The organism is Collinsella sp. AM24-1 (genome assembly GCF_003470325.1).
In the GTDB taxonomy this organism is placed as follows: Bacteria; Actinomycetota; Coriobacteriia; order Coriobacteriales; family Coriobacteriaceae; genus Collinsella.
The window spans coordinates 48584-64041 of record NZ_QRHM01000004.1 but is presented as its reverse complement, the minus strand read 5'-3'; the positions used below and the strand labels follow the sequence as shown (position 1 = coordinate 64041).

Sequence of the window (15458 nt, the reverse complement as noted above, 5' to 3'; positions counted from 1 at the left end):
ATCAGCGGTGAAATAGCGTTTCACCGCTGATTTCCTACCGTTCACGGTAAATCGGTACTTCCTCGGCGCAATCTCAGCTTGAGCTGCTATCTTATGAGCCGTGAAACAACGGCACGAAAACGATGAAACAACAGAACATTGTTTCAACGCCTCGCAACTCCGTTTCACGCTAGATGGTGAATCACTTCGAAGCCCAGACAGGCACCCGGCGAGCAAGAAGGGAGAAGCATGATGCACAACGCCAAGACAAACGCAAGCATGACTTCGCTGTTCTTCGCGAACGTACTCTACTGGGTCTGCGCGGGCGTGTACTCGCCGTTTCTCTCCGCTCACTACACGAGCCTCGGCCTCAGCGCGGCCCAGACCGGCATTCTCCTCGCGGCGACCCCGGTGTGTGCGCTCGCCATCCAGCCGCTCTGGTCGACGATCGCCGACAAGCTCGGGCGCCGCCGCGCGGTCATCGTGGCCCTCTGCCTTGCGGCGGCGGTACTCGCTCCGCTGTATTACCTGGCGTCGACGTTCGTCCCGGTCCTTCTCGTAACCTTTGCATTCTCGGCGTTTTTCTCGGGGCTCCTGCCCCTGAGCGACTCCCTCGTCATCGAGCTCGCGGATCGCTCTGGCCTGGACTTTTCTCGCATTCGCATGGGTGGCACTATCGGCTATGCCATCGTCGTCCTGATCGTCGGTCGGCTGCTCGACATGGCTCCTCAAATCCAGTTCACGGTGGTCTCCGCCGCGCTGGTGGTCTTCGCGGCTCACATGTGGCGCCTCCCCGAGGCGGGAATTCGCGCCAATGCCGCGGACGATCCCAAGGTCTCCCACGGAAAGGGCCTCCTCTCGCTGTTCACCAGCAATGAGATCGCCTTCGTCTTGGTCTTCGCCTTCATCAGTTCGGCCGCGATTGGCTTCATCGGGGCGTTCTTGGGCCGCTACGCGGTCGAGCTTGGCGAGGGTCAGAACCTCGTGGGCGTCCTGAGTGCGGTCTCCGCTGCGAGCGAGATCCCCATCCTGCTCGTTTCCTCCAAGCTGGTCAGGCGCTTCGGCGAGATGAACCTCCTGATCTTTTCCTGCTTCATGGCGGCGCTCAGGCTCGTGCTTGTGGGCACCGGCATCGTCCCGGTCATGGTCTGCGGCCAGCTGCTGCAGAGCGTGAGTTACATGACCGTCTACTACTCCTGCGTTACCTACATTGCCAACCACACTTACGAGGATTGTCGCGCTCGAGGTCAGAGCGCCTTCGCGATGGTCCAGAGCGGTCTGTCCGTCGTGGTTGCGAACCTGTTTGGCGGTTGGGCGTGCGATGCGCTCGGCACGCACGCGGGTTTCCTGGCCTTCGCCCTCGCTTCAACGATTGCTGCAGTCGCTGCTCTTGTGGCGTACGTGCTATGGCGTCGAAGCGCGGCGCCGCAGCCTGAGGGTCAGGCGGCCGCATAGGCTCCACCGCGCCTCGCAAGCGCCTGCCTGCCTCGCGCTTCGCTTCGTGTTCAACCAGCTGACGAGCTGAGAACTGTCCGATCCAATGATTATTCAGGTGAAAGGAAGACAAAGATGTCACTCATCAAGGTCAACGAGCTTCTTCAACATGCGACCGAGCACCACTATGGCGTGCCCGCGATTAACGTCATCAATACGGAGACCATCCGTTATGCGATCCAGGCCGCCGAGGATGAGCACATGCCCATCATCATCCAGTACTGGCCTGGCTTCGAGGACCACTGCGCCCTCGACATCATCGCCTTCGCCGCCCGCTATTACGCCGAGCGCGCGAGCGTGCCCGTCGCCGTCCACCAGGATCACTCCGCTGGTTACGAGATCGCCGTCAAGGGCGTCAAGGCCGGCTTCCCATCCGTCATGGTCGACGGCTCCTCACTTCCCTATGAGGAGAACTTCCAGCTCACGAAGGACGTCGTCCAGGTCGCCAAGATCTTCGACGTCGACATCGAGGCCGAGCTCGGCCATGTCGGCAACGGCTCTGACGCCAACGACTTCGTGAACAGCGACCACTACACCGACCCGAACCTCGCCGAGGAGTTTGTCGAGGGCACCGGTTGCGGCTCGCTCGCCATCGCCGTCGGCAATGCCCACGGCCCCTATGTCAAGGTCCCGAACCTCGACATGGAGCGCATCAAGGCCTGCAGGGAGGCCGTCAGCGTCCCCCTCGTCATGCACGGATGCTCCGACATCCCCGACGAGCAGCTCCAGGAGGCCGTGAACCTCGGCATGAGTAAGTTCAACATCGCCACGGAGTACTTCCGTTCCATGTACCGCGCCTTCGAGAAGGACATCAACTCCGGTAAGAACGACGGCAACGGCATAGGCCTCCTGATGGACGCCGCCCCCGACATGCGCGCGTTCGTCGTCAGCAAGATCCAGCTTCTGAACCCCAACCACTATTCGCTCTAGGAGAGACTCGATGAAGAAAGTTCTTGTCGCGTCGCACGGCCACCTCGCAAGCGGAATCAGGAGCTCGATCGGAATCCTGACCGGCATGGCGGACATGGTGGAGGCAGTTGACTGCTACGTGGACGACTCCGATTTCACCCCTCGCATCCAGGCCTTTATTGACTCGGTGGGCCCTGAGGACGAGGCCATCATCTTCACCGACATCTACGGTGGTTCCGTCTTCCAGAAGGTCGTCCTTATGGAGCCGGAGAAGCGCGGGATCGTCCACGTCACCGGTATGAACCTCGGCCTCGTGATCGAGACGCTCCTCGGCGCCGAGCCGGTCACGGCAGATTCGATCAAGCAGAGCGTCGAGCTGGCGAGGGCGACGATGCAGGTCGTCGAGCCTCCGAGCAAGGCCGCGGACAACGAGGAGTCCGAGGGAGACTTCTTTGATTAGAGAGTACTAACAAGTAGAGAGAGGAAGCAATGATTGTTCAGGTTCGAGTCGATGACCGTCTGATTCACGGACAGGTCGCCCTGGTGTGGACCAAGGAGCTCAACACCACCAGGATCATCGTCGCCAACAAGCACGCCGTGGAGAGCGACGCCCTTCGCATGACGCTTTCCATGGGTACGCCGGCGGGCCAGAAACTCCTCGTCAAGGACGTTCCGGATGCCTGCCGCATCGCGAACGATCCGCGCGCGGACTCCATGCGCATCTTCGCGCTCACCAACTGCGTGCGTGACGTGCTTGAGCTCGTTAAGGGCGCGCCGGGCAAGATTGAGGGCGTGAACGTTGCCAACGTCGGCCGCTTCGACAAGTCCGATCCGGATAGCAAGGTCGCCCTCAACTCCACGATCATGCTCAACCCGGATGAGCTCGAGGCCGCGAAGGAGCTTTGCGAGCAGGGTATTCCGGTTTTCCATCAGCTTATCCCGTCCAATCCCAAGACTCCTCTCAAGAGTCTGATCGAGGCGGCGGGGAAATAAGGGGATTTGGCCAGGCGGCCAAATGAAATGAAAGAAAGGAAGTCAAATGGTTGGGTTGGCAATAATGGCCTGGTTGACCGTGCTGATTTGCTACGGCGGCAACTGGGTTCTCGGTCAGTGCATGATCGAGCGTCCTCTCGTGGTAGGTCTCGTTGCGGGCCTCCTGATGGGCGACGTCAAGACCGGTGTCATCATCGGTGCCTCTCTCGAGGCGATCTTCATGGGCGCGGTTAACATTGGTGGCGCTATCTCCGCCGAGCCTGTTACCGCGACCGCCCTCGTCGTCGCCTTCACCGTTGGCGCTGGTATCGACCAGGGTGCCGCCATCACACTGGCCGTTCCCGTGGGCGTCGTCACCGCATTTCTCTCGATCTTCATGAACAACGTGTTCCTCGCGTTCTTCGCAGCCACCTTTGACAAGATGGCCGCCGAGGGCAACGAGAAGGGCCTCGCGCTTCAGCACTTCGTTCTCTGGTTCGTTAAGTACGCCGCCTTTGGCCTCATCGCCTTCCTCGGCGTTTACCTTGGCGCCGAGCCCGTTGCCGCCATTGTCAACCAGATTCCGGCCAATGTCATGAGCGGCCTCAACGCCGTGGGTGCCCTCCTGCCCGCCGTTGGTATGGCGCTCCTGCTCCAGATGCTGTGGAGCACCGAGCTCAGCATCTACTTCTTCTTGGGCTTTACGCTCTACCAGTACCTCGGCCTCCCGATGATCGCCATCGCAGTTCTCGGTGTCATCATCGCGGTTGCCTCCGCCCTCCGCGACAAGGAGATCTTCGATCTCACCAAGAAGGGAGTGGCCACCCAGGCCGTTTCCGGCGACTCTGTAACCAGCGACGAGGAGGATTTCTTCGCATGAGCAACCTGACCAAGAATGTGAGCCCTGAAGACAAGAAGATGCTCAACAGCATTTTCCTGCGCTCCTTCTCCGTGTTCGCTTCCTGCGCCGGCGGTTCCGTCAAGGCTGGCGCCGACGGCTGGCTGTACTCCGTCCAGCCCGCGCTTAACCGCTACTACGCCGATGACCCCGAGGCTCGTGCCGACGCCATGAAGCGTCACACGACTTGGTACAACATTACCCAGAACGTCGGCACGTTCGCCATGGGCCTCGTCGCCTCCATGGAGAGGGAGAACTCGCAGCACGAAGACTTCGACACCGAGTCCATCGACGGTATCAAGGTCTCCCTGATGGGCCCGATGTCCGGCATCGGCGACGCAATCTTCTGGGGCGTCCTGCGTGTTATCGCCGCCGGCATCGGCATTAACCTCGCCATGAGCGGCTCGCCCCTCGGCGCGATCATGTTCCTGCTGATCTACAACATCCCGTCGATCCTCTGCCGATACTTCATGACCTACCTCGGCTTCAGCATGGGCACCAACTTCATCTCCGAGATGTACGAGGGCGGTCTCATGAAGCTCATCACCAAGGCGACCTCCACGATCGGCCTGGTGATGATCGGCGCCATGACCGCGGCGAACGTCCAATTCAACACGATCCTGTCCATTCCGGTTCAGGACTCCGACCCCGTCATGATCCAGACCTACCTCGACTCGATCTTCAAGGGCATCGTGCCTCTGGGACTTACGCTCGTCGTCCTCTGGCTCCTGCGCAAGAAGAACGTGAACGTCAACATCATCCTGGTCGGCATCATGGTTCTGGCGCTCGTCCTCGGCCTCGTGGGCATCGTGTAAGGCGGTTTCCGGATCATCCGAAGCCTGTTCAAGGCAATTCCTGGCGGCACGCGATCGAGGACATTCGACGCGTGCCGCCCCATTAGAAGGAGAGAATATGCGCTACACGCACCTCAAGAACTCCGACGTTGACGTCTCCCAGCTCGCCGTGGGCACCTGGGCGATCGGCGGCGACTCCTTTGGTGAGAACGATGACGCCGCCAGCATGTCCGCCATCCGCACCATGCTCGATCACGGCGTCAACCTCATTGACACCGCGCCGTGCTATGGCAACGGCGCGTCCGAGAAGGTCGTCGGCAACGCGCTCAGGGGCGTCGACCGAGAGAGCTACCTGCTCTCGACCAAGGTTGGCCTGATCACCAGCGCCGCCGGCTATGACCGCGACTCTTCGTTCAAGAACATCATAAGGGAGGTCGAGAGCTCGCTGCGCAATCTCCGCACCGACTACATCGACTTCTACTTCGTGCACTGGCCCGACGCCAAGACCCCGTTCTCCGAGACGATGTGCGCCCTCCAGCTCCTCAAGGAGCAAGGCAAGATTCGCCACATCGGCGTCTCCAACTTCACGACCGAGATGATCGAGGAGTGCGAGAAGGTCGCTCAGGTCGACGTCCAGCAGCCGCCCTACTCCATGGTCGACCGCTCCTCCGAGGACCTTATCAAGTGGGGCTACGAGCGTGGCATCGACTCCTTCACCTATGGCTCCCTTGGCGCGGGCATCCTGTCGGGCAAGTTCCGCGAGCTGCCGAAGTTCGAGGAGGGCGATGTTCGTGGCGGCTTCTACGACTACTTCCAGGAGCCCAAGTTCTCGCGCGTCCAGGAGCTGCTCAAGGTCATGGACGAGATCGCCGAGGCTCATGACAAGCCCGTGGCACAGGTCGCCGTGAACTGGAGCACCCAGAAGGAGTACGTGGGCACCGCGCTCGTTGGCGTGCGCACGGACGCCCACGCGATTCAGAACTGCGAGACGTTCGAGTGGGAGCTTTCCGCCGATGAGATGGCCAAGCTTGACGCCAAGCTTGACGAGCTGAAGATCGGCTAGCCATGGGCACCGAGGAGAGGAAGTACCCCACTTCCGAGCTTGAAGTGCTTGAGCGTGGATCTAGGGAGGTCGTGGAGCCCAACGGGCTGAAGCTCCTGCTGAAGCCCGTGCCGGGAGACGAGCGCGAGCGCGTGCTCGATCCGCGCGTCTACGCGCGCGCCCATGCGAAGCTCGCCGCCGGCCCGGCGCCGGCGGGGCCGGTGGACGTGATCGCGTGGCGCTCCGCTCCCAACAAGGAGACCCATGTCGTGAGGGGCTCGAACGTCGCCAAGAAGACCGTCGTCATGAACTTTGGCGACAGGGGCATTCCCCTGCACGTCTTCACGCCCGAGGGCCACGGGTGCGGCTCCGCCGCGCTCGTGTTCATCCACGGCGGCGGCTTCATGGTGGGCAACATTGGCCAGTACGAGAACTGCCTGCGCGACATCGCGGAGCGAACGGGCTGCGTCGCGATCTACCCGGAGTACCGCTTGTCTCCCGAGACGATGTTCCCCGGTGGTGTCGAGGACTGCGTGAAGACGCTCGACTGGCTTGTCGAGCATGCGGATGAGCTGGATGTCGACGCGACGCGGGTCGCCGTGGCTGGCGACTCCGCGGGCGGAAGCCTGACCAACGCCGTCGTCCTCGACGGGTCCCATGCGGACAGGATCAAGCTCGTGGCCGAGCTGTATCCGCTCGTCGACGGCGGCCCTGTTCCGGAGGAATGGTCCTATGACCTCTATGAGATCGTGAACGACCAGAGGACCGAGGCTCTGAGCAGGGTGGATCGCATCCGCAACGCCAACGACGACCTGCCAGTGATGTATACCAACGGCAATGCGGAGGAGATGCTCGACCCGAGGGTGTCTGCCCTGTTCGCGGAGGACGTGAGCGCGTTCCCCCGCACGGTCATCATCTCTTCCGAGTATGACTACCTGCGCTATCAGGACGAGCTATTCGCGAAGAGGCTACAGGATGCGGGCGTTGACGTCACCGCGATTCGCTATCGCGGCTGCGACCACGGCTTCTTCGAGATGTACGGCGTGATGCCTCAGGCTGAGGACGTCTGCCGCGTCATCTCCGAGGAGCTTGCGAAGATCTAGGGGCTCGTCGCGGCGGCCTCCTGGACGAGTGGCGGTCCGGCGGGATGCTAGGTGCGTCCCGCCGGACCTTTGCGTTGACGGGCGCGTGCCGCTTGCCGGAGGGCGTGTGTGGGGTTCGCTTCGGCGGTGCCGGATTAACCGGGAGATGCGTTTACCGCCGCTCTTCCAAGTGAGCCCAGCAAACAAATCGCGAGTTGAGCCCCAAGGGCATCGACAAGGGCGTGGGCCTGGCGCGGGCGCTGGCGTATCTGGGTCGCGCTGGCAACGAGCGCACCTTTGGCTTTGGCGATTCGGGCAACGACCTGGGCATGCTCGCCGCCGTCGAGACGGCTGTCGCCATGGGCAACGCCATGCCCGAGGTCAAGGCGATCGCCGACTATGTGACCGACGACGTCGCACACGACGGCACCGTCACAGCGATGCAGCATTTTGGGTTGATTTAATAAATGGCCGGGTCGCCCGCAGTGGGGGCGACCCGGCCATTTGAGCTATTTTGCAATATAGAGCTTGGGATGACTGCGACTGCTCTCGATCGCCGCCGTCATGATGCCCTCGTTGTCTCCATCAACGATGATGCCGTCGAGGTCATCGATCTGCGCGGACTGATAAAAACTGGTCTTGTTGAACTTTCCCTGGTCAACCATCATGTAGCCCTGGTTTGAGTTGGTAAGGTACATATGCTTGATCATGGCCGAGAAGTCGTGCTCGACGGTAAAACCGTGGTCGGGGTGGAATCCATCGGCACTGACAAACGCCTTGTCGGCATGTAGTTTGCTCATGCAGTCGAGCGTTAGTGCGCCCGCGAGATAGAGGTGGCCCTTGCGCACGGAGCCGCCCAGCAGCACTACCGAAGCGTTGGGGAGATTGAAGCTGGCGTAGTTCGCGATTGCAAGATCGCCGGTGATAATGGTGATCTCACGCTTGTCCATGAGGGCCTTAGCGAAGTAAAAGCCTGTGGTGCCGATATCAATTACCAGAACATCACCATCGTCAACAAGAGTTGCTGCGGTTGCGGCGATGGCCTCCTTGGCCTCGACTTGGACATTGATGCGCTCCTCGGGATACGAGATTGCGTTGGAGCGAGAAAGCGATACCGCTCCACCGCGTACGCGACGCAGCTTGCCTTCGGATTCCAGTGAGATGAGGTCGTGTCGTGCGGTGACTTCCGAAACCGAAAAACGGCGAACGATGTCGGATACCGAGATATTTGGCTTTTCGGCCAGCCAATTCATGATAAATCGCTGGCGCTCAGCCGGCGAAAGGTCTGAAGTAGATGCCATATGCCGCTCCTTTTGAACAAAAGGTAAAAGATGCGCCTTTCGTAATCGAAATATAACGTATCGATATGAAAAGAACAAGGCAAATTCGAATGAATCAAAAGAACGGAATGGCATGTCACAAATGCATGCGTAGCAGATAGTTCGCACGTAGACGGGCTATAAAGAGTCTCATTCTGACGGTGCCGCCCAAAAGAAGTACGTTCACACCCGATATTCGACCGTTCACGGAAAGTTGACAATTGAGCTTTCGATGGCTTTTGAAATAGTTTATAAAAGAAAGCCGAAAAGCTTTTGAAACAAAGAAGAAGGCTTTCGATAGCAATAGTGCTAGATGAGAAAGGACCGAACATGGCGATTAAGGTGTTTGCCGACGGCGCTAACCTCGAAGGCATGCTTGACATGCATGACAATGGCAACGTTCAGGGCTTCACGACCAATCCTTCCCTTATGAAGGCCGGTGGCGTGACTGACTACCGCGCTTTTGCCAAGACGGTTCTTGAGCACATTACCGATGTGTCGGTTTCTTTTGAGGTATTCGCCGACGACGAGGCTGGTATGGAAGCCGAGGCTCGAGAGATCGCAACCTGGGCAGACAACGTCTACGTTAAGATCCCGGCGCTCAACACCAAGGGCGAGTCCACTGCCGCGCTGGTCAAGCGCCTTTCTGCCGACGGCATCAAGGTGAATGTCACCACGATCTTCACGCCCGAGCAGGTCGACGAGTTTGTCGATGCCGTCTCTGCCGAGACCCCCTCTATTCTGTCCATCTTCGCCGGTCGCATTGCCGATACCGGCGTCGATCCGCTGCCCCTCATGGCGGAGTCCGTAAAGAAGGCTGCCGTTAAGCCTGCTGCCGAGGTTCTCTGGGCGTCTACGCGCGAGGTCCTCAATATCTTCCAGGCGGAGTCCGTTGGATGCCAGATCATTACGGTTCCCAATGCCCTTCTTGCCAAGCGCAAGAATTTCGGGAAAGATTTGCTTGAGTACTCGCTTGATACGGTCAAGGGCTTTGCCCGCGACATCCAGGCACTTGGTTTCCATATCTTGCCCGAGGAGTAGGGGACGAGCATGCTGACCGATCTTCTTAAGCCCGAGCTTGTTGCCTGCCACGTCGAGGCCTCCGATTGGGAGGAAGCGATCAGGGCATGCGGTAAGTTGCTCGTAGGCGCTGGCAAATGCGACCAGAGCTATGTTGACGCCATGATTTCATCGGTTCACAAATTCGGCCCCTATATGGTCTTGGAAGAGGGCATCGCCATGCCCCACGCTCAGGCAGATGGCAATGTGAGTGAAGCGGGAATCTGTATCGTCACGCTTGACCCAGCCGTTGCGTTTGGACACGAGGATTTCGATCCGGTTCACGTGCTCGTGGGTATTTGCGCGCCCGACCCCAAGGCTCATCTTGGCTGCTTGGCGGAGCTTTCGCAGATGTTCGAGGACGAGGACTGCGTTGCCAAGCTCAGCGCATGCGATACGCCCGAGCAGGTTTTGGAGACCATGCGTTCATTCTTTTAGGCCTTAATGGCACGGCGATGCGTCGCCGCTTTTGGATAGACGGAAAACCGTCACGTGTAGGAGAGGAAGGTTGCCATGCATATCATCACCGTATGCGGAAACGGCATCGGGTCCAGCCTGATGCTCGCTGGCAAAGTCGAGGAGCTTTGCGAGGAGGAGGGCATCAAGGCCGACGTTGAGTCTATGGACCTGAACGGTGCTTCTTCCGCAAATCCGGATCTGTTCATCACCGTTAAGGAGCTCGCCCCCGAGCTCCACGGCAACGTTGTGATCGTTCGCAGCTATGTGAACAAGAAGAAGATCCGCGAAGACGCCCTCGAGGCAATCAAGGCGGCTGCCGCTAACGCCTAAAGCGGCACAAAAAAGGGCGGTTCCCTGTGGAAGAGGGAAACGCGCCCACGTTAGAGAGAAAGGAAGCGCAGATGCAAGCCATCCTTCCCATACTTGAGTTTATCCAATCGATTCTGACCAAGCCAGCGTGGATCATGGGTCTGTTTGCCTTTGTGGGCCTTGTTGCGCTCAAGCGCCCTGCCCACAAGGTGATGACGGGAACCCTGAAGCCCATTCTTGGTTACATCATGCTGTCTGCCGGCGCTGCTGTTGTCCAGGAGAACCTTGCTCCGCTGGGCACCTTCATCGAGACCGGCTTCCACATCACCGGCGTCGTGCCCAACAACGAGGTCGTCGTTTCGATGGCTCAGAGCGTCCTCGGCGTTCAGACCATGATGATCCTGATTCTCGGCTACGTCGTGAACATTATCATTGCCCGCTTTACCAAGTTTAAGTATATCTTCCTGACGGGCCATCACAGCATGTTTATGGCTTGCCTGCTGTCTGCCGTTCTGCAGGCATCTGGCTTCCAGGATGTCCAGCTTGTCATCGTGGGCGGCATGTTCCTGGGCCTCGTGAGCGCTATGCTTCCCGCCGTTGGTCAGCGTTTCACCGAGAAGGTTACCGATGGCGATGAAATCGCCATGGGCCACTTCGGTTCACTCGCCTATTACATCTCCGCTGCAGTCGGTACGCTTTTTGCTAAGGACGCCGAGGAGAACAGCACCGAGAAGATCGAGGTTCCCGAGAAGTTCTCCTTCCTGCGCGACACCACCATCTCCACGGCTCTTACCATGGCCTTCTTCTACCTGGTTACCGCTTTCGCCGCTTACATCGCAGATCCTGCGGTCGTTACCAAGATCGCTGGCGGCGACAATGTGATCGTCTATGCCCTGACCTGTGCCCTGTCCTTCGCCGTCGGTGTCACTATCGTCTACAACGGCGTTCGTATGATCCTTGCCGACCTGGTCCCGGCTTTCCAGGGCATCTCCAACAAGCTGATCCCCGGCGCCATCCCCGCCGTCGACTGCGCCGTCTTCTTCCCCTATGCTCCCACCGCCGTCATCCTCGGCTTTGTTGCCTCCTTCATCGGTGGCGTGGTCGGTATGTTCATCGTGGGCGCTACCCTGGGCATCTTCATCATCCCGGGCATGGTTCCCCACTTCTTCTGCGGTGCTACCGCAGGCATCTACGGCAATGCTACCGGCGGTCGCAAGGGCGCAGCTCTTGGTGCTTTCGTCAACGGCCTGCTCATCACCTTTGCCCCGGCTCTGCTCCTGCCCGTTCTTGACGTCTTTGGCTTCAAGAACACTACGTTCGGCGATTTCGACTTCTCCGTCATTGGTATTACGCTTGGCCGCGCTGCCGAGGCCTTCGGTACCACCGGTGTCTATGCGATTCTCGCTGTCCTTCTGGTCATTGCCTTCGTCCCCAACTTCATCCACACCAAGGGTGCTGTGATCAATCACGTTGAGGAAGAGTAATCCAGGCACACGTTAAGCCCTAATCGGGCGGAGCTCCGATAACCGGCTCCTACACGGAAGCGGTGACGTCTCAAATGAGGCGTCACCGCTTTTTGCTTTGGAGCGATTGTGAATATGAGCCGGTAAGGCGCTGCTTCTGTTCCGTGAACGGAACCAAACGCAATGATCGGCAAAAACGTTTTGCCGCTGGGGCGTCGATAAAAAATGGTAAATCTGCAAAACCGTTCGCCGAGAAGATAAAAACCCGCAGCTCACGCCTTGATAAACGTAGGTAAAGTGTTTAGCAGTATATCGGCCGTATGCTAACGAAAGGAATCAGGCAGATGGCAATCAAGGTGTTCGCTGACGGTGCAAACCTCGAGGGCATGCTCGACATGTACGAGAACGGCAACGTTCAGGGTTTCACGACTAACCCGTCCCTTATGAAGAAGGGCGGCGTGACGGATTACCGCGCGTTTGCCAAGGAGGTCCTGGCTCACATCACCGATGTGTCCGTTTCGTTTGAGGTCTTTGCCGACGACGTCGAGACCATGGAGGTCGAGGCCCGCGAGATTGCTACCTGGGCAGATAACGTCTACGTCAAGATTCCGTGCGTGACCACCAAGGGCGAGTCCACCGCCGAGCTGGTGCGCAAGCTTTCGGCCGACGGCATCAAGGTCAACGTCACCACCATCTTTACGCCTGCGCAGGTCGACGAGATGGTCGAGGCTGTTGACGCCGAGACGCCGTCTATCATCTCGCTCTTTGCCGGCCGCATTGCCGACACCGGCGTCGATCCCATTCCGTTTATGACGGAGTCGGTCAAGAAGGCCTCCGCCAAGCCCAACTGCGAGGTCCTGTGGGCGTCCACGCGCGAGCTCATCAACATCTACCAGGCCGAAGCCTGCGGTTGTCAGATCATCACGGTGCCCAACAGCATCCTGGCCAAGCGTAAGAACATCGGCCGCGATCCGTACGAGGTCTCGCTCGACACCGTGCGCGGCTTTGCCAAGGATATCGCCGCTTTGGGCTTCCATATCTTGCCGTAACGCGAACACTGGCTGCGCCGCGGGTTGTTCGCCCCGGCCTTCCTTTCCCTATCGCTCACGCGCCTCGCGAGGGTCGCGCTAGGCAAAGGAAAGGCCGGGGCTGCCGACACGAACTTGCCGGTAGGTTGGTGATCGGCTTCCATATCCTGCCGTTGACAAGGGTACCCCCTGCAGCGACGTGCAAAATCGCGAGTATTCAGCAAGGTAAAGGCTTTTACCAGCTAGCTGAAGCACGGAACAGCCCCCGTTTTGGCTCTGACGACGCTAAAACGGGGGCTGTTTTTGACGTTATTGTCTCTGTGGGGCGTTCAGAGCGGCGGAAATTGCAGAATACTCGCGATTTTGCACGTCGCTACAGGGGGTACCCTTGCTTTGGTGGTTTATTTCCCCTGCACCATGGTGAGCGAGATCTTCTTGCGGTCGCGATCGACCTTTTCGACCCACACCTTTACCGTGTCACCGACGCGTACCACGTCGCTCGGGTGCTTGACGAAGCGGTTGGCCAGCTTTGAGATGTGCACGAGGCCGTCCTGGTGAACGCCCACGTCGACGAAGGCGCCAAAGTCCACAACGTTGCGCACCGTGCCCTTGAGTTCCATGCCGGGTTCCAGGTCGTCGATGGAAAGCGCCGAGCGGCTAAAGACCACCTCGGGCGCGTCGTCGCGCGGGTCGCGGCCGGGCTTCTTGAGCTCGTTGACAATGTCGATGAGCGTGAGGGTACCGCAGTCCAGGTCGCTTGCCAGCGTCGAGATGCTGCCCAGACGGCGCTCGATGTCGGGCACGCCGCCACGGCTGAGCTCGCTTGCCGCAACGCCGGCACGCTCCAGGACGGCCGTGGCCACCTCGTAGCTCTCGGGGTGGACGCTTGTCGCGTCGAGCGGGTTCTTGCCGCCGCTGATGCGCAAAAAGCCCGCGGCGTTGAGATATGCCTTGGGTCCCAGCTTGGGGACCTTCTTGAGCTGGCGGCGATCGGTGAAGGCGCCGTTTTCCTCGCGGTACGCCACGATGTTCTTGGCCACGCTCGGCGTGATGCCCGACACGTAGCCCAGCAGGCTCGCGCTCGCGGTGTTTACGTCGACGCCCACGCGGTTGACGACGTCCTCCACCACGTGGCCCAGTGTGCGCGAGAGTTCGGCCTGGTCAAGGTCGTGCTGGTATTGGCCCACACCGATGGACTGGGGCGGAATCTTAACGAGCTCTGCCAGCGGGTCTTGCAGACGGCGGCCCAGGCTCATGGCGCCGCGCACGGTGACGTCCAGGTCGGGGTATTCCTGGCTCGCGAGCTCGGAGGCGGAGTACACCGATGCGCCGGCCTCGTTGACGATGGTGTATCGCAGCCCAGGAGCCTGCTCGGCGATGAACTCCGAGACGACTTCCTCGGTCTCGCGGCTGGCGGTGCCGTTGCCGATGACGATGGTGTTGACGCCGTCCTTCTTGACGAGGCGGGCGAGCTCGCGCTTGGTGCCGGCGACGTCGTGGCGCGGCTTGGTAGGGTAGACCACGCTGTGGTCGAGTAGCTTGCCGGTCTCGTCCATGACGGCGACCTTGCAGCCGGTGCGGTAGCCCGGATCGAGCGCGAGCACGCGGGCGCCGCGCACGGGGCGTGCCGAGAGCAGGCCCTCGAGATTCTTGGCAAAGACGTTAATGGCCTCGGTCTGGGCGCGAACGGTGAGCTTGGCGCGGGCCTCGCGCTCCAGCGAGGGGGCCATGAGGCGCTTGTAGCCGTCGGCGATGGCGGCATCGAAGACGGGAGCGAAGACGCCCTGGCGTCGGGGCCAACGGCTACCGAGGCGTGCCGTGGCGGCGGTGCCGTCGACGTTCACGCGTACGCGGAGCTTGCCCTCGCGCTCGCCGCGGTCGATAGCCAGCACGCGGTGGTTGGGTATGCGGCGCAGCGGCTCGTCGTAGTTGTAATACGGCTCGTAGGGGGTCTTCTCGGCGGGGTCGGTTGCCTCGACGACGATGTCGGCGGTGTTTTGCGTAAAGGCGCGTAGGTCGGCGACGTTCTCGGGGTCCTCGGCTACCGTCTCGGCCACGATGTCCGCGGCGCCGGCGAGCGCCTTCTCGGGCGTATCGAAGCCGGCCTCCTCGTTGACGTATGCCGCGGCGGCGTCGAGGGCGCTGCCCTTGGCCGAAGCCTGCATGATGATCATGTTGGCGAGCGGCTCCAGGCCTGCCTCGCGGGCCTTCTGCGCGCGGGTCATGCGCTTTTTGCGGTAGGGCTTGTAGAGGTCCTCGACACGCTGGAGCTGCGTGGCCTCGCGAATCTGTTGCTCGAGCTCGGGCGTGAGTTTGCCCTGGGCATCGATGAGCAGAATGACGTCCTCTTTGCGTTGCTCAAGATTGCGCAGGTAGGACAGGCGCTCGTCGAGGGCACGCAGGGCAACGTCGTCCATGCCGCCCGTGGCTTCCTTGCGGTAGCGCGAGATAAAGGGAATGGTGTTTCCCTCGTCGATGAGCTTGACGGCCGCCTCGACGTTGGCGGCCTTAAGGTTGAGCTCGCGGGCGAGCTGGGCGATAAGATCCATGGGACTCCTTGCGTTTAAGGTGCGTTTGCAGCACAGAGCTACCAAGGATACCACCTGCCACTTCGCCCAAAAAAGACTGTTTTGGCGCGGAACCACGAAAGC

Annotated in this window: 15 protein-coding genes and 1 pseudogene; 14 read left to right on the top strand and 2 right to left on the bottom strand. The window is 60.2% G+C overall.

Annotated features, from left to right (window positions below; translation table 11 throughout):
• Positions 1-180 precede the first annotated feature (180 nt).
• From DW661_RS02550 to DW661_RS02510, 9 genes and pseudogenes are all read left to right on the top strand, one after another.
• Entirely contained in the window at positions 181-1434 is a 1254-nt protein-coding gene (locus DW661_RS02550) for an MFS transporter (RefSeq protein ID WP_370448136.1), read from the top strand.
• A gap of 114 nt (positions 1435-1548) precedes the next feature.
• Entirely contained in the window at positions 1549-2403 is an 855-nt protein-coding gene (locus DW661_RS02545) for a class II fructose-bisphosphate aldolase (protein WP_117635577.1), read from the top strand.
• A 10-nt stretch (positions 2404-2413) separates the two neighbouring features.
• Positions 2414-2842: a PTS sugar transporter subunit IIA gene (locus DW661_RS02540; protein ID WP_117635576.1), complete on the top strand. Its 429-nt coding sequence runs from the start codon at positions 2414-2416 to the stop codon at positions 2840-2842.
• A gap of 29 nt (positions 2843-2871) precedes the next feature.
• Positions 2872-3375 carry a PTS sugar transporter subunit IIB gene (locus DW661_RS02535; RefSeq protein WP_117635575.1) on the top strand — a complete coding sequence of 168 codons (504 nt, stop codon included), beginning with the start codon at positions 2872-2874 and terminating at the stop codon, positions 3373-3375.
• Positions 3376-3439: 64 nt separating this feature from the next.
• Positions 3440-4234 (top strand): PTS sugar transporter subunit IIC, encoded by a 795-nt coding sequence (locus DW661_RS02530; protein WP_199584829.1) that lies wholly within the window; start codon positions 3440-3442, stop codon positions 4232-4234.
• A complete protein-coding gene (locus DW661_RS02525; RefSeq protein ID WP_117635573.1) occupies positions 4231-5067 on the top strand; it encodes a PTS system mannose/fructose/sorbose family transporter subunit IID in 837 nt (278 codons plus the stop codon). The genes DW661_RS02530 and DW661_RS02525 overlap by 4 nt, the downstream gene beginning before the upstream one ends.
• Before the next feature lie 97 nt (positions 5068-5164).
• Complete coding sequence (locus tag DW661_RS02520) at positions 5165-6109, top strand: aldo/keto reductase (RefSeq protein WP_118934465.1); 945 nt, start codon at positions 5165-5167, stop codon at positions 6107-6109.
• A 2-nt stretch (positions 6110-6111) separates the two neighbouring features.
• A complete protein-coding gene (locus tag DW661_RS02515; protein WP_118934463.1) occupies positions 6112-7191 on the top strand; it encodes an alpha/beta hydrolase in 1080 nt (359 codons plus the stop codon).
• A 191-nt stretch (positions 7192-7382) separates the two neighbouring features.
• Positions 7383-7634 (top strand): annotated as a pseudogene (locus tag DW661_RS02510) (HAD family hydrolase); the annotation flags it as partial.
• Positions 7635-7679: 45 nt separating this feature from the next.
• Here DW661_RS02510 and DW661_RS02505 read toward each other — a convergent pair.
• Complete coding sequence (locus DW661_RS02505) at positions 7680-8471, bottom strand: DeoR/GlpR family DNA-binding transcription regulator (protein ID WP_128620070.1); 792 nt, start codon at positions 8469-8471, stop codon at positions 7680-7682.
• A 348-nt stretch (positions 8472-8819) separates the two neighbouring features.
• Between DW661_RS02505 and DW661_RS02500 the strand changes: the two genes are divergently transcribed.
• From DW661_RS02500 to DW661_RS02480, 5 genes are all read left to right on the top strand, one after another.
• Complete coding sequence (locus DW661_RS02500) at positions 8820-9530, top strand: transaldolase (protein ID WP_117564350.1); 711 nt, start codon at positions 8820-8822, stop codon at positions 9528-9530.
• 9 nt (positions 9531-9539) lie between these two features.
• The gene (locus tag DW661_RS02495) at positions 9540-9986 is read left to right on the top strand and encodes a PTS sugar transporter subunit IIA (RefSeq protein WP_117793886.1); all 447 of its coding nucleotides are present in this window, start codon (positions 9540-9542) and stop codon (positions 9984-9986) included.
• Positions 9987-10061: 75 nt separating this feature from the next.
• Positions 10062-10337, top strand: coding sequence for a PTS sugar transporter subunit IIB (locus tag DW661_RS02490; protein WP_022094539.1), 276 nt, complete (start codon positions 10062-10064; stop codon positions 10335-10337).
• Positions 10338-10408: 71 nt separating this feature from the next.
• A complete protein-coding gene (locus tag DW661_RS02485) occupies positions 10409-11800 on the top strand; it encodes a PTS ascorbate transporter subunit IIC (protein WP_118934461.1) in 1392 nt (463 codons plus the stop codon).
• Between the two features lie 323 nt (positions 11801-12123).
• On the top strand, positions 12124-12828 hold the full coding sequence (locus DW661_RS02480) for a transaldolase (protein ID WP_233547440.1): 705 nt from the start codon (positions 12124-12126) through the stop codon (positions 12826-12828).
• 380 nt (positions 12829-13208) lie between these two features.
• Here DW661_RS02480 and DW661_RS02475 read toward each other — a convergent pair whose 3' ends face one another.
• Positions 13209-15356, bottom strand: coding sequence for a Tex family protein (locus DW661_RS02475; protein WP_118934457.1), 2148 nt, complete (start codon positions 15354-15356; stop codon positions 13209-13211).
• Between the last annotated feature and the right edge of the window lie 102 nt (positions 15357-15458).